This is a genomic window from Polaribacter sp. HA6-7, assembly GCF_055693625.1.
The window spans coordinates 1,250,540-1,271,392 of the sequence record NZ_CM146338.1 but is presented as its reverse complement, the minus strand read 5'-3'; the positions used below and the strand labels follow the sequence as shown (position 1 = coordinate 1,271,392).

The following is a 20,853-nucleotide window of genomic DNA, read 5'->3' as shown; positions in this document are numbered from 1 at the left end:
CTAAATTGTTATTATCTTGTTAATAACCAGTCAACTTCTATTTTGAATTCTTATTTTTACACATATGAATTTTAATAAAAAACATTTATTTTTAGCCTTTTCTTTGCCAATAATGATTCTTTTAGTGCAGCTTTCGGCAAAGAATAATGCGTTTATAGAGCATTATTATTCTAACGGAATTTACCCTTACATTTCTAAATTTTTAAGAATAATTTTAGGATGGATTCCTTTTTCTGTTGGCGATCTTTTAATTGCTTTTTTACTTTTTATTTTCCTTCGTTTTTTATTTCGATTAATTAAAACTCGATTTAAAAATTTTATTCCGAAAATGATTCATTTTACTGCAATTATAGCAATAATTTACTTTTGTTTTTATCTTTTCAAGGGATTAAATTATTACAGAGAACCTTTGGCTAAAAACTTAAATTATCATCAAAATAAATATACAACTGCACAATTAATTTCTACCACAACATTAATTATTAATAAGTTAAATAAATATCAATTTGAGCTAACAAATAACGATTCTTTAAAAGTTAAAAATCCGTATAATCAAAAAGAAATGTATAAAATGGCTATTAATGGGTACAAGAACTTAGAAACCGATTTTCCGCAATTAAAATATCAATATAAATCTGTAAAAAGTTCTTTAATGAGTTTGATACAAACCTACAACGGCACATCTGGTTATTTGAATCCGTTAACAGGTGAAGCGCAAGTAAATAATAGAATTCCGAAAACAGGATACCCAACAACTATTTGTCATGAAATGGCGCATCAAATTGGTTTCGCAGCAGAAAACGAAGCGAACTTTATTGGTTTTTTAGCCGCGAATTATAATGACGATTTGTACTTTAAATATGCCAGCTACAGAATGGCTTTTAGTTATTGTATATCAGAAATTAGAAAAAGAGATTTTAAACTATACAAAGAACTTTGGAAAACGGTTAACCCAGGAATTTCGAAAGATTTTAATGCGAGCTATCACTTTTGGCAAGAGTACAAAAACCCATTTGAACCTATTATAAAAAAAGGCTATAACTCTTATTTAAAAGCAAATAATCAAACAAACGGAATTGAATCTTACAATTATGTTGTCGATTTATTAATCACCTATTTTGATGATATTGAGTAGATTTCATTTTCTTAAATTTATGTTAAATTAACCACATTTAACAGTTAACAAAATGCAACTAATTAAATTTAGGGCAATTAATTCAAATAACTATTTCAAACTCATGAGAAAATTACTCTTATTATTCTCGTGTATGTTGGCTTTTTCTATGCAAGCGCAAGATTATTTTCCAACAGACGCAGGAGTAAAAATTACAGACAACACATTAGTTGCATTTACCAATGCTACTATTTATGTGACACGAGAAAAGGTGATTAAAAAAGGAACTTTATTAATAGAAAATGGTAAAGTTACCAATGTTGGTAGATCTATTAATGTGCCAAAAGGTGCAAAAATTGTAGATTTATCCGGCAAAACAATTTATCCTTCTTTTATTGATTTATATTCAGATTTTGGTATTAAAAAACCAAATAGAGCATCCGGTAATTCTAGAGGAACGCAATATGCTGCTTCTAGAGAAGGTTATTATTGGAACGATCATATTAGACCGGATGTGAATCCTATTAAAGATTTTTCTTTCGATTCTAAAAAAGCCAAAGATTTAATTAACGCTGGTTTTGGTGTAGTTAATACGCACATGAATGATGGAATTATTCGTGGAAACGGTTTATTAATTGCTTTAAATCCTAATTCTTCTGATGCTTACAGAATTTTAGATACTAAATCTGCTCAATATTTATCTTTTAATAAAAGTGTAACTTCTAGACAAGCATATCCTGGTTCTAGAATGGGTGCAATGGCTTTGTTAAGACAAACTTATAATGATGCTAATTGGTACGCTAATGGTAACATGAAAAATAAAGATTTGGCTTTAGAAGCTTTAAATAGTAATAAAAATTTAGTACAAATTTTCGAAACTAGCAATTTACTAGATGCTTTAAGAGCAGACAAAGTTGGTGATGAGTTTGGGATACAATATACAATTGTAGGTTACGGAGACGAATTTGAAAGAATAGCGGATATTAAGAATACAAATGCGAATTTTATAATTCCTATTAATTTTAGCAATGCATATGATGTTTCTAATCCTTTATTAGCGCAACAAATTTCTTTAAGAGATATGCGTAAATGGAATCAAGAACCTTCTAATTTAAAAGTATTATCAGAAAACGGAGTAAATTTTGCTTTAACAACGCGCTCTTTAAAATCTGTAAAATCTTTTCATAAGAACTTACAAAAAGCAATTAAATACGGTTTTGATTCTAAAAAAGCATTAGCTTCTTTAACTACTATTCCTGCAACTATTATAGGTAATAACAATATTGGTAATTTAAATCAAGGCAGTTATGCAAACTTTATTATTACTTACGGTGATATTTTTGATGCTAAAACAACCATTTACGAAAACTGGATTCAAGGAGATAAAAATGTAATAAACGATATCTCTATTAAAGATATAACAGGAAACTACATGCTTTCTGTTAACAATAAAAGTTATGATTTAGCCATTTCTGGTAAAGGAGCGAAACAAACAGCAGTTATTAAATTAGGTGACAAAAAGATTAAATCTAAATTTTCATTTAAAGATAATTGGATTTCTATTACTTTAAATGAAGATAGCGGCTATACAAGAATGATGGGTAAAATTATAAACCCAGCTAACGTAATGCAAGGTACTGCTTTTGATACTTTAGGAAACGAAACAGCTTGGTCTGCAAGTAATAAAGTAAAAAAAGATAGTAAAAAGAAAAGTAAAAAATCGAAAGAACAACCTGTTGTTGTGCTTCCGGTAAGTTATCCAAACCTTGGTTTCGGAAATTATTCTTTACCGGAAACAAAAACGATTTTAATTAAAAATGTTACTGTTTGGACAAGTGAAGATGCTGGTATTTTAGAAAATACAGATGTATTATTAGAAAATGGTAAAATTGCAAAAATTGGTAAAAATTTAAGAGCAAGAAGAGCTACAGAAATTGATGGTACTGGTAAACATTTAACTGCAGGTATTGTAGATGAACATTCTCATATTGCTGCATCTGCTGTAAATGAATGGGCACAAAATTCTTCTGCAGAAGTTACTATGGAAGATGTTATAGATCCTAACGATATTAATATTTACAGAAACCTTTACGGAGGTACAACATCTTCTCAAATACTACATGGTTCTGCAAACCCAATTGGTGGTCGTTCGGCAATTATTAAATTGAAATGGGGAGAAAATGCAGAAAATATGATTTATGACAACTCGCCTAAATTTATAAAATTTGCTTTAGGTGAAAATGTAAAACAATCTAGAAGTCCTAACGGAACTCGTTTTCCTCAAACAAGAATGGGTGTAGAACAAATGTTTACAGATTATTTTACAAGAGCAAGAGAATATGAAGCTTTAAAGAAAACTGGTAAACCATACAGAAAAGATGACGAAATGGAAACATTAGTAGAAATCTTAAACGGAGAACGTTTTATTTCTTGTCACTCTTATGTTCAATCAGAAATTAATATGTTAATGAAGGTTGCAGAAAAATTCAACTTTAAAGTAAACACATTTACACATATTTTAGAAGGATATAAAGTAGCCGATAAAATGGCAGCTCATGGTGTAGGTGGTTCTACTTTTTCTGATTGGTGGGCTTACAAGTACGAAGTTAATGATGCTATACCATACAATGCGGCAATTATGCATAATGCTGGTGTAACTGTAGCAATTAATTCTGATGATAGAGAAATGTCTAGACGTTTAAATCAAGAAGCTGCAAAAACAATGAAGTATGGTGGAATGTCTGAATTAGAAGCTTGGAAAACCGTAACCATTAATCCTGCTAAATTATTACATATAGATGATAGAGTTGGTAGTATAAAAGAAGGTAAAGATGCTGATGTTGTTTTATGGAGCCATCACCCAATGTCTATTTACGCAAAAGCAGAAAAAACAATTGTAGATGGTAGAATTTTCTTTGATAGAAAAGAAGACATCAAAAAAAGAGCCGCTATAAAAGAAGAAAAAAGCAGATTAATTAATATGATGCTTAACGAAAAAATGAATGGTGGTAAGACAAAAGTACCAATGAAAAGAGCAGATAGAGATTTTCATTGTGATACTTTAGAAGAAATTTAAAACTAGAAAACATGAAAAAAATTATATATAGTTTACTATTCTTCTTTGTTATAGGAAATAGTATCGCACAACAAACACCCGCAGATAAGCAAACAAAAGCTTTTTCAATTGAAGGTGCAACGGCTCATATTGGTAACGGAAAAGTCATTGAAAATTCGTTAGTAATGTTTAACAATGGTAAAATTACTTTTGTTGGTAGTGCTAAAATGAAAATAGCTAGACAAGGAACTATCATAAACGCAACCGGAAAACATATTTACCCAGGTTTTATTGCTGCCAACGCAACTTTAGGTTTGGTTGAAATTGATGCTGTAAAAGCCAGTGATGACCAAAGAGAAATTGGTAGAATGAATCCGCATATTAGAAGTTTAATAGCCTACAATGCAGAAAGTAAAATTGTAGAGTCTATGAGACCTAACGGAGTTTTAATGGCACAAATTACGCCAAGAGGCGGTACAATTTACGGAACTTCTTCTATTGTACAATTGGATGCTTGGAATTGGGAAGACGCTTCTATTAAAACAGACGACGGAATTCACATGAACTGGCCTTCTAGTTTTACAACTGGTAGATGGTGGTTAGGCGAAGATCCTGCTTTAAAACCAGATTCTAGATATGCTGGTAAAGTAGATGAAATAAGATCTTATTTTAAAAATGCTAAAATCTATTTAGCTGGTAAAAAAGCTAAAACTCATTTACCATATCAAGCTACAGAAGGTTTATTTAACGGTTCTAAAAAGCTTTTTATTCACGTAGACGGACAAAAAGAAATTACAGATGCAGTTACCATTGCTAAAAATTTAGGTATTAACAATATTACAATCGTAAATGCAGAGCATGCAGATAAAGTAGCCGATTTGTTAGTAAAAAATAATGTGTCTGTAATTTTACAAAGACCACATAGAAACCCAGGTAACGAAGATGATTCTTACGATTCTACATACACTGTTGCAAAAACACTTTTAGATAAAGGTATTATTGTAAGTGTTGGTATGGAAGGACAAATGGAACGTATGAATACTAGAAACATACCGTTTTATGCAGGTACTTTTGCAGCACATGGTTTAACTAAAGAAGAAGCTGTACAATTGATTACATTAAATACAGCTAAAATTTTAGGAATCGATTCTTTTGCTGGTTCTTTAGAAGTAGGTAAAGATGCTACTTTGTTTATTTCTGAAGGTGATGCTTTAGAAATGAGAGGAAACATTTTATCAAAAGCATTTATACAAGGTAGAGATATAAGTTTAGAAACGCACCAAACTAAACTTTGGAAACGTTATTCTAACAAATACAAAACCAAATAAAAATTTTCTACAAATAAAAAAAGGCTCGCAATTTGCGAGCCTTTTTAATCAAAAACAGTTAACAGTAATAAAACATACTTAAATTCTCCTTTTTCTTAGCAATCGGATCTTAAAACAATCTGTCTAACAATTTAAAGTAATTGTTTTATTACAACACAAATATTGTATAAAATCTTTATTACTACAATACCTATAAATAGGTATATTTGTATTGATGAAAGAAATTACAAGCATACAAAACACATACGTTAAAGACCTTTTAAAACTTCAAGAAAAGTCTAGAGAACGCAAAAAAAAGGATTATTTATTATAGAAGGTAAAAGAGAAATTTCTTTAGCAATTGCTGCTAATTATAATTTTGACACTGTTTTGTTTGTAGAAGATATAATTACAGAAAAAGAAATCTTACATTTATTTAACGAAAATATTCATCGTATTAAAATCTCTACAGAAGTTTATCAAAAATTAGCTTACAGAGATAGTACAGAAGGCATTATTGCGGTTACAAAATCTAAAAACTTTTCTTTAGACGCTATTAAATTCTCTTCTAGTAATCCGTTAATTTTAGTAGCAGAAGGTGTAGAAAAACCAGGAAATATTGGTGCTATTTTAAGAACTGCGGATGCCGCAAATGCAGATGCCGTTTTTATCGCAAATCCTAAAAGCGATATGTACAATTCTAACATTATTCGTTCTAGTGTTGGTTGCGTTTTTACAAATCAAATTGCTGTAGGTTCATCCGAAGAAATTATTGCTTTTTTACTAGAGCATAACATTAAAATATTTGCGACTACTTTACAGAATTCTAATGAATATTATAAAGAAAATTATACAGAAGGAACTGCGATTGTTGTGGGTACAGAAGCTACAGGTTTAACCGAAGTTTTTAGAGAAAAAGCAACACAAAATATAAACATACCAATGCAAGGAAAAATAGATTCTATGAATGTTTCTGTAGCAGCTGCAATTGTTTTATTTGAAGCAAAAGACAAAGAAATTTTAAATAAACTCATCAATTAACAATGCAACCTACAACTTTGTTTTACATATTAATTGCGATTCTAATTATTAGTTTTATAATCGATAAGGTTTTAGATTACTTAAACGCAAAACGTTTTGATGATACAATTCCGGTTGAATTAGCAGATGTTTACGAAGAAACTGCCTATAAAAAATCTCAAGCTTATAAAAAGACAAATGCAAAATTCTCTAATCTTACAAGTACATTTTCATTTACTTTAACCTTACTTTTTTTATTTTGGAAGGATTTAGCTATGTAGATAATTTTGCCCGTAGTTTTACAGATAATAACATTCTTGTAGCTCTAATTTTCTTTGGTGTAATTATGTTGGGTTCTGATATTTTAACTACGCCATTTTCTTACTATCAAACATTTGTTATCGAAGAAAAATTTGGTTTTAATAAATCTTCTAAAAAACTTTTTGGTTAGATAAAATAAAAGGTTGGCTAATGACAATTATTATTGGCGGACTTATTTTATCGATAATTATTTGGTTTTATCAGCAAACAAAAGAAAATTTTTGGCTGTATACTTGGCTCTTAGTTGCTGTCTTTTCTTTGTTTATGAATATGTTTTATGCAAAATTAATTGTGCCAATTTTTAATAAACAAACTCCGTTAGAAAACGGAGAATTAAAAACTGCTATCGAAAAATACGCAGAAAAAGTTGGCTTTAAACTCGATAATATTTTTGTTATTGATGGCTCTAAACGTTCTACAAAAGCAAATGCGTATTTTTCTGGTTTTGGTTCTCAAAAAAGAATTACACTTTTTGACACACTAATAAATGATTTAGAAACAGATGAAATTGTTGCCGTTTTAGCACACGAAGTTGGGCATTACAAGAAAAAACATATCATTTTTAATCTTGTTACCTCAATTTTAATAACAGGATTTACACTTTATTTATTATCGTTATTTATTAATTATCCGATATTTTCTGAAGCCTTAAGTGTTACAAAACCAAGTTTTCATATTGGTCTAATTGCTTTCGGAATTTTATATTCACCAATATCAGAAATAACTAATTTAATAATGAATTTTATCTCTAGAAAATTTGAATATCAAGCAGATGATTTCGCAAAAAAACCTATGCAGCAAAACCATTAATAAGCTCTCTTAAAAAACTTTCTAAAAATAGTTTAAGTAATTTAACACCGCATCCTGCCTACGTTTTTATGCATTACTCGCATCCTACTCTATTAGAAAGGGTTTTAAATTTAAATAATAAAAGTTAGTTTTTCTTTAATACTGATTTTACAATATCCTTAATCATTTCTTTATCTGTTTTTAATGCATTTACAGGCAACATTGTGGTTAACGATATACAGAAACTATCTTGCATACTAATAATATATTCTGATTTTACATACCGTTTATCAGATTTACTAATTTCGTAATTCGTAGTATATACTTTTTTACCATAAGCACTTTTTTCTGCCCAAACTTTATCGTTTTGTTTACTAGCTATTTTTAGCTTTTGATCTTCATAAGAATTCGGTAAATACAAAGCTATAACTACGGCATCTTTATTTTTAGATCCGTACATATTTGTTGCAAAATTTTCAAAAAGAGCTGTATCTATATCAATATTAATTTTCCTTTTTTGGATTTCGAAAATCGAATGCTTCTTATTATTTTCTTGCGCATAAAAATTAAAACTAAATAAAGTTAGTAAGGTTACGAGTAATAGATTTTTCATTTTTCAAAAATAATAAATAATACTGCTGTTAATTTAGAAAACGAAATGCTTGTTTGTTAAAATTCTTATTCTTAAATTCACTTTAGAATAATTCATTATCTACAAAGTAATATATGCAGTACACAGCAACTATAGAAGAAGAAAATAAGGAAATTGCAAATAGATATAAAGATCTATTAAAAGGTACTTATGAAATTTTATCTGCAGATGATAAGAAGTTGATTAGAAAAGCTTTTGAGATTGCAGTAGATGCCCATTCGGAACAAAGAAGAAAAACAGGAGAGCCTTATATATTTCATCCTATTGCTGTAGCTAAAATTGTTGCTATGGAAATTGGTTTGGGTGCAACTTCTATCGCAGCTGCCTTATTACACGATGTTGTAGAAGATACTGACTATACTTTAGATGATATGGAGCAATTGTTCGGAGAAACAATTGCCGAATTGTAAACGGTTTAACTAAAATTTCTCGATTAAATAAAGAGCAAGATGCTTCTATACAAGCAGAAAATTTTAGAAAAATGCTCTTAACTTTAAATGATGATGTTCGAGTTATTTTAATAAAAATTGCCGACAGATTGCACAATATGCAAACTATGGATGCAATGCCTGCACACAAACAGGTTAAAATAGCCTCTGAAACCTTATATATTTATGCGCCACTAGCACACAGATTAGGTTTGTATAACATTAAAACAGAACTAGAAGATTTAGGTTTAAAATATACCGAACCCGAAGTCTATACAGATATTGTTACTAAAATTAAAGAAAGTAAAGAAGAGCAACAAAAATACCTAGAAACATTTGCCGAAACGTTAAAAAAAGGTCTAGACAAAGAGAACTTTACGTATGAAATAAAAGGTAGGTTTAAATCCATTTATTCTATCCGTAGAAAAATGAGAAAGCAAAATGTTACTTTTGAAGAAGTTTATGACAAATATGCAATTCGTATTATTTATAAACCTACTTCTGATGATGATAAATTTGATGCTTGGAAAATTTACACAATTGTTACAGATTATTTTAAACCAAACCCAACAAGGCTAAGAGATTGGATTTCTCAGCCCAAATCTACAGGTTATGAAGCTTTACATATCACTGTAGTTGGACCAGATGCACAATGGGTAGAAGTGCAAATTCGTTCTAGCAGAATGAATGAAATTGCAGAAAAAGGTTATGCTGCACACTTTAAATACAAACAAGGTAATTCTAACGAAAGTGGTTTAGAAACTTGGTTAAATAGACTAAAAGAATCCTTAGAAAACCAAAGTTTAAATGCAGTAGATTTTGTAGAAGAGTTTAAACTGAATTTATATGCAAAAGAAATATACGTTTTTACACCAAAAGGAGAATTAAAATCGTTGCCAAAAGATGCGTCTGCTTTAGACTTTGCGTTTACAATACATACAGATGTTGGTTTAAAATGTAGAGGAGCAAAAGTAAATGGTAAATTGGTTCCTTTAAGTCATAAATTAAAAAGTGGCGATCAAATAGAAGTAATTACTTCTTCTAATAACAAACCAAATGCTAGATGGTTAGATTTTGTAATTACTGCAAGAGCAAAAACAAAAATTAGAGCGGCTTTAAAAGAAGAAGAAAAGAAAATTGCAGAAGAAGGTAAAGCAATTTTAACAAGAAAATTAAGACATTTAAAAATACCTTTTAACGAAAAAACAATAAACGAACTTGTAAACTTTTTTAAGATTAGAACTAGTTTCGATTTGTTTTTTAGAGTTGGTAATGGTGCTATAGACAATACTAGCTTAAAGGCATATGTTGCACAAAGAAACAGTACTATTTTAAACTTTTTCAAAACAAAGTTAAGAAGGTCTCCATCTAACAATAAAGAAACTGTAGACACAGAAGAAGTTACAAGCAAATACGATGCTTTAGTGTTTGGTAAAGAAGAAGAAAAATTAGATTATAAACTTTCTAAATGTTGTAACCCTATTCCTGGTGATAATGTTTTTGGCTTTTTAACAATTAACGAAGGTATAAAAGTCCACAAAAAGAATTGTCCAAATGCAATTTCTTTGCAATCTAATTATGCCTACAGAATTATGCTTGCCAAATGGATAGATTCTACAAAACAAGACTTTAAGGTTATTTTACACATTAGCGGTGTAGATAATAGAGGTATTATAAATGATTTAACAAAAATTATTTCTAGCAATATGGGTGTTTTTATTAACAGTATAAACATTGCAGGTAATGAAGGTATTTTTGATGGTAAAATTAGTTTAAGTGTTAAGAATAGCGGACAATTAAACAAACTAATTAACAGCATTCAGAAGGTAGAAGGTGTTAAAAAAGTTGACCGTGTTAATAGTTTATAAATATACTCTTCAAAAAAGAAGTTATTTATTCAGAAATAACTGTATTTTTGCTTTTTCGTAAAATTTTAAGATAATGAGTAATTCTCTTGAAAATCAAGAAGTAGTAAAAAAAGTATTTACAGCATATTTAGAAGAAAACAAGCACAGAAAAACACCTGAACGCTACGCTATTCTTCAAGAAATATATGACGCCGACGAACATTTTGATATAGAATCTCTCTATATTAAGATGAAAAACAAGAACTATAGAGTTAGTAGAGCCACACTTTACAACACTATAGAAATTCTGTTAAGTTGCGGTTTGGTAAGAAAACACCAATTCGATGGGCAATCTATGGCCCGTTATGAAAAAAGTTATTTCGACAAAAATCACGATCATGTTATTTTTACAGATACAGGTGATGTAAAAGAATTTTGTGACCCAAGAATTCAAATTATCAAAAAAACCATAGAAGATATTTTTGATATTGATATTCAAAATCACTCACTTTACTTTTACGGTACAAAAAAGAAAAAATCTTAATTAACAACAATACACAACACAAACAACAAATTACACAACTAATGGCTGTAGATTTATTACTAGGACTGCAATGGGGAGATGAAGGAAAAGGAAAAATCGTAGATGTTTTAACAACAAACTATGATATTATTGCTCGTTTTCAAGGAGGCCCAAACGCAGGACACACTTTAATTTTTGATGGACACAAACACGTTTTACATACAATTCCTTCAGGAATTTTTCACAAAACTGCATTAAATGTAGTTGGTAATGGTGTTGTAATAGATCCTGTAATTTTTAAAAAAGAACTAGAAAACTTAGATAAGCATAACATAGATTATACTTCTAAATTATTAATTTCTAGAAAAGCACACTTAATTTTACCAACACATAGATTGCTAGATGCTGCATCAGAAACATCTAAAGGTAAAGCTAAAATTGGTTCTACTTTAAAAGGAATTGGCCCAACTTATATGGACAAGACTGGTAGAAACGGAATGCGTGTTGGTGATTTAGAATTAGACAACTGGAAAGAAAAATACGATGCTTTAACAGAAAAGCATATCAAAATGTTAGAATTCTTTGATGTTCAGATAGAATATGATTTAAAAGAATTAGAAGCAGAATTTATCAAAGGAATCGATAAATTAAAAACATTAGCTTTTATTGATAGCGAAGAGTTTTTAAACCAAGCTATTAAAGATAAAAAGACAATTTTAGCAGAAGGTGCTCAAGGATCTTTATTAGATATCGATTTTGGTACATATCCTTTCGTAACATCATCTAACACAACTGCCGCTGGTGCTTGTACAGGTTTAGGTGTTGCGCCAAATAGAATTGGTGAAGTTTTCGGAATTTTTAAAGCCTACACTACTCGTGTTGGTTCAGGACCTTTCCCTACAGAACTTTTTGATAAAGATGGTGAAGAAATGGCTAGAGTTGGTCATGAATTTGGTGCTACAACTGGTAGACCAAGAAGATGTGGCTGGTTAGATTTAGTTGCTTTAAAATATGCTGTAGATGTAAACGGTGTTACGCAATTAATGATGATGAAAGGAGATGTTCTTTACGGTTTTGATACTTTAAAAGTTTGTACATCTTACAATTATAAAGGTGAAGAAATTTCGCACTTACCATACAACATCGAACCAGAAAATGTTTCTGTAAATTATTCTGAATTTAAAGGTTGGGATGAAGATTTAACAAAAATGACTTCTGCAGATCAGTTACCAAAAAACTTAATGGATTATGTTGCTTTTATTGAAAAAGAAACTGGCGTACCTGTTAAGATTGTTTCTGTTGGTCCGGATAGAAAACAAACTATTATGAGATAGTTATTTTCTAAAACTATATAATTTAAGCATCTTTTATTCATTTAAAAGATGCTTTTTTGATTTTTAAATCTGTTTAAATGCCTTAATTATTTTCACTTTTCTTTAGTAATCAACTACTATCTTTTCAGTATTTTTGCCTAAAACAGTAACTTTTGAAAAAAATACTATTATTTACTTTTCTTTTAATTAGTTTTTTAGGTTTCTCACAATCAAAAAAATGATTTATTCTGCAGAACAACAATATGTAGATGAAAGCAAATATCCTGGAGCAACCGTATTAATTGGTAATGTAAAAATGACGCATGAAGGCGCGATTCTTACATGTAAACAAGCTTTGTTTTATCAAAAAGAAAACTTTTTTAAAGCATTAGAAAATGTAACTATTAAACAAGGTGATACGATTACGCAAACTAGTGATTATCTAGATTATGATGCTAATTCTAAACAAGCTTTGTCTTGGGGAAATGTAGTTTTAAAAGATCCGGAAATGACTTTAACTACAGATACTTTGCAGTTTGATAGATTAAATCAGAAATTATATTACAGAAGTTATGCTACTATAAAAGACCAAACAAATACTTTAAATAGTAAAAACGGAAACTATTATTTAGAAACTAAAAAGTTTACAGCAACTACAAGAGTTACCGTTGTAAACCCAGAGCATAACCTAGAATCTAATCATTTAGATTATTATACAAACTCGGGTTTAACCTATTTATATGGTCCTTCAACAATTACAAATACTCAAAATGAAAATAAAATTTATTGTGAAAGAGGTTTTTACAATACAAAAACAGATATTTCTTATTTTGTAAAAAATGCAAAACTTTTTTGAAAGAAAGAACTGTAGAAGGCGATAGTTTGTATTATGATAAAAAACAAGGTTTTGCCTCTGCTACAAACAATATTCAGGTAATAGATACAGTTAAAAACTTTGTTACTCGTGGTAATTATGCCGAAATTTTTGAAGAAAAAGATTCACTTTTTATCATTGAAAAAGCTGTGGCAATTTCTATTGTAGACAAAGATTCCACATTTATTCATGGTGATACACTTTTGATAACTGGTGCTCCGAGAAAAAGAATTGTAAGAACTTATCATGATGTCAAAATTTTCAAATCAGATTTGCAAGGTAAATGCGATTCTATACATACAGATCAAAAAACAGGTGTTACAAAAATGTTTAGAAACCCTGTGCTATGGTCTGATGGCAACCAAATAACAGGTGACACTATTCACTTAATATCTAATGTAGAAACTGAAAAATTAGATTCTTTAAAGGTATTAAATAACGCTTTTATAGTTTCTAAAGATTCTCTTTCTATAGATGAATATAACCAAATAAAAGGAAGAAATATGTTTGGTAAATTCAAAGAAAATAAACTTAAATTATTGTTGGTAAAAGGAAATGCCGAATCTGTGTATTATAACAGAAACGAAGAAACTGGTGTTATAGAAACAATTACCAAAGAAATATCTAGTAATATTGAGTTTACTCTAGAAAACGGACAAATTGCTACAATTAAATATTTAAAAAAATCAGAAGGAAAAACATATCCTCCTTCCCTATTTCCATCAGAAGATAAAAAATTACAAGGATTTATTTGGCGAGAAAGCGAGCAACCAAAAACAAAAGAAGATATTTTTAAAGATGATAAAAATCAAAAGTTACCTGTAAAAAGTGATAAAGATTTTATAAAACCTTTAATTATGAACGATCCTAAAAATAACACAAGAGAAAGTACTTCTAAAAATAAGTAAATGAAAGAAGATTTCTTTAAATATCAAGCGCAAACGTCTCCTCACCCATTTGCTTTAGAAATATCACATGCAAAAGGAAGTTATATTTTTGATACAGATCAAAAAAAATATTTAGATTTTGTTGCTGGTGTTTCTGCAAATAGCTTAGGCCACAATCATCCGAAGGTTACAAATGCTATTAAAAGTCAATTAGATGCTTATTCGCATGTTATGGTTTATGGTGAGTTTGTACAAAAACCGCAGGTAGACTTATGTAAAATCTTGGTAAAAAATTCTCGAGAAAAATTAAATTCAGTTTATCTTACAAATTCAGGTACAGAAGCTACAGAAGGTGCTTTAAAATTAGCAAAGAGAGTTACAAATAGATTTGAAATAATAGCCGCAAAAAAGTCTTATCATGGCAATACTATGGGCGCAATGAGTGTTTTCGGAGTCGAAGAACAAATTCAGGCTTTTAGACCTTTAATTCCTGGTTCTAAATTTATTGAATTTAATAATGAACAAGATTTAGACAAAATTACAACCAAAACAGCTGCTGTAATTTTAGAAACAATACAAGGTGGCGCTGGTTTTATTGCACCAACAAACAATTATTTAGCTAAAGTAAAATCGAAATGTGAAAAAGTAGGTGCACTTTTAATTTTAGATGAAATACAAACAGGAATAGGTAGAACAGGAACCTTTTGGGGCTTCGAAAACTACAATATAATTCCGAGATATTATTATCACGGGTAAAGGTTTGGGTGGCGGAATGCCAATAGGTGCTTTTATTGCTGACTTTAAAAATATGGAGCTTTTAAAAGAAAATCCAAAACTTGGTCATATTTCTACTTTTGCAGGAAACCCTGTTATAGCAGCTGCGGGTTATGCAACAGTGACAGAGATTTTAAATGAAAATTTACTTGAAAAAAGTTTACGTAAAGAAGATTTAATTAGAAAGCATTTAAAACATCCAGCTATAAAAGAAATTAGAGGAAAAGGTTTAATGCTTGCTGTAATTTTAGAAAATCCTAATATTACAGCAAAAGTAGTTTTTGATTGTTTAGATAAAGGACTTATTCTTTTCTTTTTACTTTTTGAAAATTGCGCACTTCGTGTTACTCCTCCTTTAAATATTTCTGATGAAGAAATTATTTTAGGTTGTAATATAATTTTAGATAGTTTAAATAATAACTCGAAATAACTTATTACCAAATATTTATTTGAGAAAGTTAGTTATTTGAACTTTTAAAAACTTTAAAAAACCTCTTAATTTTCTTAAATTCAGTTAAATAGCGTTAATAAAATCATAAACTAGTACTTTGTGTGAAACCTTTTTAAGTTAGTGTAGTCTTTACAGTATAACATTAATCTCACACACACTTATTATGAAAAATTTTAAAACAATTATCGCAGTATTAGCAATTAGTTTATCAACAGTATTTACAGCCACTGCAACAGATCCAGTATTAAAAAAGACCAAAGAAAATTCTAACTTAAGAACAGAAATGTCTTCTTATTTAGGAAATAAGATTCCTGTTGTTTTAAAACAAACTACCTCTGCAGAAGTATCTTTTATAATTAATAATAAAAACGAAATAGTTGTTCTGTCTGTAGATTCTAAAGTATCAGAATTAAACACCTATTTAAAAAGTAAATTTAATTACAAGAAAGTTAATTTAAAAGGAATTAAAAAAGGTGAAATTTATTTGATGCCTTTAAAATTCGAAATAAAATAATACAACTTGGTTGGTTAGTTGGTGCTCATTTAAAATTTATTTTTACTTGAGCATTTTTTTTGATAAAAACTGAAAGAGCAACTCAAAAAAATTGAATTGCTCTTAATAATCAACCATTAACAAAATTAAATAGTAGATATATTTTTTCAGTTATCTAGTTACTGTTCCGGATAAATTTACAACAGGGCCTGCTCCCATTGTTAAAACTGTATGATCTTTTGCGGTACTTGGCACTAAATGCGCTAATGGTTTTAATGTAAATGGAGCTGAACTATTATCTCGGACTTGGCTCTACCGATATTACAATCGTTGCTCCTTTTAAATCTGTAGGAAAATCTACACCAGCTGCAGAACCCATTACATAATCTTCTCCAGGATATCCAGGACCATTATTTAAAGTTCCTTTAAAAGGAGATGTTGCAGCGTTATCATCGGCTCCTGAACCCGTTAAAAATGTTCCGGTACTAACAGGTGTGCCATTTATTACCACCCAACCTTCATATTTCCATCCATCTGTTAAAGCAGGTAAACCTAAACCAGCTGTAACTGTTGGAGCATCTGAATTGTCTAAAAACCAAACTCCGCTTGCTTCATTTGTATCATCGTCATCAGTTGGAGTAGCTAAAATATATTTTCCGTAAGATTCTCCTAAAGTTTTTAAATCTCCGAAGCATCAACTACAATATTATCTGAATTTACACTTGCTGAATTTCCGGAAAAATCACCAGCTAAAATTTTAGTTGCTGCAGGTGCTGGGTCAGAATCTACTGCTGGCTCAATAGATAGCACAAACTTAGTAGCGTCTTGCAAATCTGCAAGGTCTACAGTGTAACTCTGCGGAAAATTAACACTAGTAAATGTACCAGTACTAACCGGAGATCCGTTTACAATTAACCAACCTTCATATACAAAATCTGCACCTAATTCTTCTAATCCTGATAAATTTACAGTTAAATTACCTGTGGTTGGTTCATTTTCATTGTCGCTACATGCAACAAATAGTGTTGTTAAAGCAAAAATAATTGCTAAGTTTAAAACTTTTTTCATCTTATTAAATGTTTATTGTTAATGTTGATGACAAAGTTAAAAGCTAAAGAAATATTTAAATGTTAGCTAGCGAACACTTAAGCCATTTTTTGTAAAATTCTAAGTTCTTTTCTATTAAAGTTTATAATATTTTCATCTTTAAGTTCGTTCATTAAAACATTTAAATTAGATCTAGATGTACCTATTAAAGATGCAATATCTTTTTGGGTATACGGATGAACTATTATTTTATCTCCAGTAGATTCGCAATCGTAGCCATATTCTTCACAAAGTTCTTTTGTAAATTCTAAAAAACGAGTTACGTATCCTTAAATAAAATTAATTGTAATCTTCTCTCTAACTTTTTAAATCTAAGTCCTAAGAATTTATAAATTTTTAAACTAAATGTTTTATTATCACGCATTAAATCATGCATTGTTTCTACACTTATTGGGCAAATAGACGTTTTCATATCTATAGATTGTGCAAATTCATTTCTTTTTTCTTCTCCCAAAATAGCCTTTTCGCCAAATAGCTCTCCTTTTGTTAAAATTGCATTGATAACTTCTTCACCAGCTTCTGTGTAATAACCTATTTTAACTTTTCCTTTTTCAATAAGAAAAACTTTATTTGCTGCATCTTCTGTAAAATAGATATAATCACTTTTTTGATAAGTATCAAAACTGTGGCATTTTTTGTAGTCTTTAAATTTATGTGGACATAAAAGATGAAACAAATTAACGTGATCAAAAAACCATATATTTTTCATAAGGGTAGTGTTTTAGACAATTATTATAAAAGTCTTAAAACAGCTTATATACTTACAAAAAGTATGAATTAATCGTTAATTTTTAATAATAAGTTAGGGTTTGGGCAGTTCTCTTTATAAAAATCTAAATCTTTACTAGAGGAAACACCTGGATAATCACCTTTATTACCTTGTAAATTTTTTATAATTTGAAAATGTAAATGTGGTGCATAATCTCCGTTTACTGTAGCATTTCCTAATTCTGCAATTACTTCTCCTTCATTAAATTTATCGCCAACTTTTAAATTTTGAATCGAATTTTCAGATAAATGTCCATATAAAGTATAAAAGTTATAATCTGCGATTTTATGTTCTAAAATAATTGTTGGTCCGTAATCACCGTGATTTTTATTAAAATTAAAACTATGTACTTTTCCTTTTAAAACGGCCAATACTTTGGTTTTTTCTTTACACCACAAATCAATACCTAAGTGTATATTTCTTTTATCTTCTTCACTTAAATTTTTAAAATACGAACTTCTGTCATATAAATTTCTTTTTCTAGATAACCACCATAAGCTACATGCTTATTTTCTTTTTTTAAAAAAGCTTCAATATAATTTTCCCAATCTTTCGAAGAAGAAACATCAAAACTTAATAAGTCTTTATTTGTATTAGAAATGTTTATTGGTACATAACTAGATAGATGTATTTTTTTATCTATAGCTAATAAAGGCGTTTCTGATATATTCTTTAAAAAAGATTCAAAAGGATTTAATTTCATAAATTAAAAGTAAAAAAAACTCTCGAAATTCATCGAGAGTTTTATATTAAATTGACTTAAATATTAAGCATTTTCCTTTTTTATTAAGTTTAATGCAGAACCTTCATTATACCAATCTATTTGACTTTGGTTATAAGTATGATTTACAATAATAGTATCTTTAGATCCATCTGCATGTACTAATTCTATAGTTAAAGGTTTGTCTGGTGCAAACTCATTTAAATCTAAGAAATTAAATGTATCATCTTCTTGAATTAAATCATAATCAGCTTCGTTTGCAAAGGTTAAACCTAACATTCCTTGTTTTTTAAGGTTTGTTTCGTGAATTCTTGCAAAAGATTTTACAATTACAGCAACTACCCCCAAATGTCTAGGTTCCATTGCAGCGTGCTCTCTAGAAGAACCTTCACCATAGTTATGATCTCCTACAACCACTGTTTTTATTCCTGCTGCCTTATAAGCTCCGGCTGTATCCGGCACTCCACCAAATTCTCCTGTAATTTGATTTTTAACAAAATTTGTTTTTTTACCAAACGCATTTACTGCACCAATTAAACAATTGTTAGAAATATTGTCTAGATGCCCTCTAAAACGTAACCAAGGTCCTGCCATAGAAATATGGTCTGTTGTACATTTTCCGAAAGCTTTAATTAATAATTTTGCTCCGAAATATCATTTCCAATTGGCGTAAATGGCTCTAATAATTGTAATCTTTCAGAATCTTCATTTACAGCAATTTTAACGTGACTTCCATCTTCTTCAGGCGCTAGATAACCATCATCTTTAACTTCAAAACCTTTTGGCGGCAATTCCCATCCTGTAGGTTCATCTAACATTACTTCTTCTCCGTTTTCGTTAATTAATTTATCTGTAATAGGATTAAAATCTAAACGACCAGCAATAGTTACAGCTGCAACCATCTCTGGCGAAGCAACAAATGCATGCGTATTAGGGTTACCATCTGCTCGTTTTGCAAAGTTTCTATTAAAGGAATGAATTATTGAGTTTTTAGGAGCATTTTTTGGATCTTCATAACGTGCCCATTGCCCTATACAAGGTCCACAAGCATTTGTAAAAATCTTAGCATCTAATTTTTCAAAGATTCCTAAAATACCATCTCTATCTGCAGTATATCTAACTTTTTCAGAACCAGGATTTATTCCAAAATCTGCTTTTGTCTTTAAACCTTTGTCTATAGCTTGTTGGGCTATTGAAGAAGCTCTTGATAAATCTTCGTAAGAAGAGTTTGTACAAGAACCAATCAATCCCCACTCTACTTTTAAAGGCCAATCGTTAGCATTGGCTGCTTCTGTCATATCTGCACCAGCTTTTGTAGATAAATCCGGAGTAAAAGGACCATTTAATAACGGACTTAGTTCTGATAAATTAATCTCTATTACTTGATCGAAATATTGCTCTGGATTCGCATATACTTCTTTATCTCCTGTTAGATAATCTTTAACTTCATTTGCAGCATCAGCTACATCACCTCTGTCTGTAGCACGTAAATAACGTTCCATAGATTCATCATAACCAAATGTAGAAGTTGTAGCTCCTATTTCTGCTCCCATGTTACAAATTGTACCTTTACCTGTACAAGACATAGAAGTAGCACCTTCTCCAAAATATTCTACAATAGCGCCAGTACCTCCTTTAGCAGAAACAATAGCAGCAACTTTTAAAATAACATCTTTTGGCGCTGTCCAACCGGATAATTTACCTGTTAATTTTACACCAATTAATTTCGGAAACTTTAACTCCCAAGGCATACCTGCCATAACATCTACTGCATCTGCACCACCAACTCCAATGGCAACCATACCTAACCCTCCAGCATTAACTGTGTGAGAATCTGTACCAATCATCATTCCTCCAGGAAATGCATAATTTTCTAAGACTACTTGGTGTATAATTCCTGCACCTGGCTTCCAAAAACCTAAACCATATTTATTAGAAACAGATTCTAAAAAATTAAATACTTCATTACTTGTATTTAATGCATTTTGCAAATCTGAACTTGCGCCATTTTTAGCTTGAATTAAGTGATCGCAATGGGTAGTGGTTGGTACCGCTACTTTAGATTTACCAGCTTGCATAAATTGTAACAATGCCATTTGTGCTGTTGCATCTTGCAAAGCAATTCTATCTCGGAGCAAAATCTACATAGTCTTTTCCTCTTACAAACGCCTTATCAGAATTACTATCCCATAAGTGAGAATATAAAATCTTTTCTGCTAAGGTTAGTGGTTTTCCTGTAAGTTCACGAGCAGCATCAACACGTTCAACAACGGTTGAATACACTTTTTTAATCATATCAATATCAAATGCCATAAGAATTATAAATAATTTAAAGGTTTTTGTTATAAGTTTTACTAATTCACAAGATACAAAATTTATAATTATTTGATAAATGATTTATTTATTAA

At 29.8% G+C, this 20,853-nt stretch carries 16 protein-coding genes and 5 pseudogenes; 13 read left to right on the top strand and 8 right to left on the bottom strand.

All coding sequences use genetic code 11. The features are described from left to right. Positions 1 to 64 precede the first annotated feature (64 nt). From ACZ1HD_RS06965 to ACZ1HD_RS06945, 5 genes and pseudogenes are all read left to right on the top strand, one after another. Positions 65 to 1,135, top strand: coding sequence for a DUF3810 domain-containing protein (locus ACZ1HD_RS06965; protein ID WP_472689012.1), 1,071 nt, complete (start codon positions 65 to 67; stop codon positions 1,133 to 1,135). Between the two features lie 103 nt (positions 1,136 to 1,238). Further along, positions 1,239 to 4,190, top strand: a complete 2,952-nt coding sequence (locus tag ACZ1HD_RS06960) for an amidohydrolase family protein (RefSeq protein ID WP_472689011.1) — start codon at positions 1,239 to 1,241, stop codon at positions 4,188 to 4,190. A gap of 11 nt (positions 4,191 to 4,201) precedes the next feature. Then, positions 4,202 to 5,497, top strand: coding sequence for an amidohydrolase family protein (locus ACZ1HD_RS06955; RefSeq protein ID WP_472689010.1), 1,296 nt, complete (start codon positions 4,202 to 4,204; stop codon positions 5,495 to 5,497). 214 nt (positions 5,498 to 5,711) lie between these two features. Next, positions 5,712 to 6,517, top strand: a pseudogene (locus ACZ1HD_RS06950) (TrmH family RNA methyltransferase). Between the two features lie 2 nt (positions 6,518 to 6,519). Further along, positions 6,520 to 7,755: pseudogene (locus tag ACZ1HD_RS06945) on the top strand (M48 family metallopeptidase). On the opposite strand, the gene ACZ1HD_RS06940 reads toward ACZ1HD_RS06945, so the two are convergent. After that, entirely contained in the window at positions 7,752 to 8,219 is a 468-nt protein-coding gene (locus ACZ1HD_RS06940; RefSeq protein ID WP_340934126.1) for a hypothetical protein, read from the bottom strand. The pseudogene ACZ1HD_RS06945 and the gene ACZ1HD_RS06940 overlap by 4 nt on opposite strands. 113 nt (positions 8,220 to 8,332) lie before the next feature. On the opposite strand from ACZ1HD_RS06940, the pseudogene ACZ1HD_RS06935 reads away from it, so the two are divergent. The 7 genes and pseudogenes from ACZ1HD_RS06935 (at position 8,333) to ACZ1HD_RS06905 (ending at position 15,869) form a co-directional block, all read left to right on the top strand. Next, positions 8,333 to 10,554: pseudogene (locus ACZ1HD_RS06935) on the top strand (RelA/SpoT family protein). A 73-nt stretch (positions 10,555 to 10,627) separates the two neighbouring features. Next, a complete protein-coding gene (locus ACZ1HD_RS06930) occupies positions 10,628 to 11,077 on the top strand; it encodes a Fur family transcriptional regulator (RefSeq protein WP_077809077.1) in 450 nt (149 codons plus the stop codon). A gap of 41 nt (positions 11,078 to 11,118) precedes the next feature. Then, positions 11,119 to 12,390 (top strand): adenylosuccinate synthase, encoded by a 1,272-nt coding sequence (locus ACZ1HD_RS06925; protein ID WP_472689009.1) that lies wholly within the window; start codon positions 11,119 to 11,121, stop codon positions 12,388 to 12,390. Positions 12,391 to 12,607: 217 nt separating this feature from the next. Further along, complete coding sequence (locus tag ACZ1HD_RS06920; protein ID WP_472689008.1) at positions 12,608 to 13,225, top strand: OstA-like protein; 618 nt, start codon at positions 12,608 to 12,610, stop codon at positions 13,223 to 13,225. After that, entirely contained in the window at positions 13,222 to 14,151 is a 930-nt protein-coding gene (locus ACZ1HD_RS06915) for a hypothetical protein (protein ID WP_472689007.1), read from the top strand. Before ACZ1HD_RS06920 ends, ACZ1HD_RS06915 begins: the two co-directional genes overlap by 4 nt. Continuing rightward, positions 14,152 to 15,334, top strand: a pseudogene (locus ACZ1HD_RS06910) (aspartate aminotransferase family protein). It begins immediately after the preceding gene. A gap of 184 nt (positions 15,335 to 15,518) precedes the next feature. Continuing rightward, on the top strand, positions 15,519 to 15,869 hold the full coding sequence (locus tag ACZ1HD_RS06905) for a hypothetical protein (protein ID WP_077809074.1): 351 nt from the start codon (positions 15,519 to 15,521) through the stop codon (positions 15,867 to 15,869). Between the two features lie 274 nt (positions 15,870 to 16,143). Here ACZ1HD_RS06905 and ACZ1HD_RS06900 read toward each other — a convergent pair whose 3' ends face one another. Further along, the gene (locus tag ACZ1HD_RS06900) at positions 16,144 to 16,359 is read right to left on the bottom strand and encodes a hypothetical protein (RefSeq protein ID WP_472689006.1); all 216 of its coding nucleotides are present in this window, start codon (positions 16,357 to 16,359) and stop codon (positions 16,144 to 16,146) included. Between ACZ1HD_RS06900 and ACZ1HD_RS06895 the strand changes: the two genes are divergently transcribed. Further along, positions 16,343 to 16,510 (top strand): hypothetical protein, encoded by a 168-nt coding sequence (locus ACZ1HD_RS06895; protein WP_472689005.1) that lies wholly within the window; start codon positions 16,343 to 16,345, stop codon positions 16,508 to 16,510. The genes ACZ1HD_RS06900 and ACZ1HD_RS06895 overlap by 17 nt on opposite strands. Before the next feature lie 16 nt (positions 16,511 to 16,526). On the opposite strand, the gene ACZ1HD_RS06890 is transcribed toward ACZ1HD_RS06895, so the two are convergent. From ACZ1HD_RS06890 to ACZ1HD_RS06865, 6 genes and pseudogenes are all read right to left on the bottom strand, one after another. Beyond that, positions 16,527 to 16,916, bottom strand: coding sequence for an anti-sigma factor (locus ACZ1HD_RS06890; RefSeq protein WP_472689004.1), 390 nt, complete (start codon positions 16,914 to 16,916; stop codon positions 16,527 to 16,529). Between the two features lie 77 nt (positions 16,917 to 16,993). Further along, positions 16,994 to 17,101 (bottom strand): hypothetical protein, encoded by a 108-nt coding sequence (locus ACZ1HD_RS06885; protein ID WP_472689298.1) that lies wholly within the window; start codon positions 17,099 to 17,101, stop codon positions 16,994 to 16,996. A 113-nt stretch (positions 17,102 to 17,214) separates the two neighbouring features. Continuing rightward, entirely contained in the window at positions 17,215 to 17,664 is a 450-nt protein-coding gene (locus tag ACZ1HD_RS06880) for a Crp/Fnr family transcriptional regulator (RefSeq protein ID WP_472689003.1), read from the bottom strand. Between the two features lie 68 nt (positions 17,665 to 17,732). Next, positions 17,733 to 18,095 carry a peptidoglycan DD-metalloendopeptidase family protein gene (locus ACZ1HD_RS06875; RefSeq protein WP_472689002.1) on the bottom strand — a complete coding sequence of 121 codons (363 nt, stop codon included), beginning with the start codon at positions 18,093 to 18,095 and terminating at the stop codon, positions 17,733 to 17,735. Positions 18,096 to 18,160: 65 nt separating this feature from the next. Continuing rightward, positions 18,161 to 18,427, bottom strand: a complete 267-nt coding sequence (locus ACZ1HD_RS06870) for a hypothetical protein (protein ID WP_472689001.1) — start codon at positions 18,425 to 18,427, stop codon at positions 18,161 to 18,163. Positions 18,428 to 18,490: 63 nt separating this feature from the next. Next, positions 18,491 to 20,758 (bottom strand): annotated as a pseudogene (locus ACZ1HD_RS06865) (aconitate hydratase). Between the last annotated feature and the right edge of the window lie 95 nt (positions 20,759 to 20,853).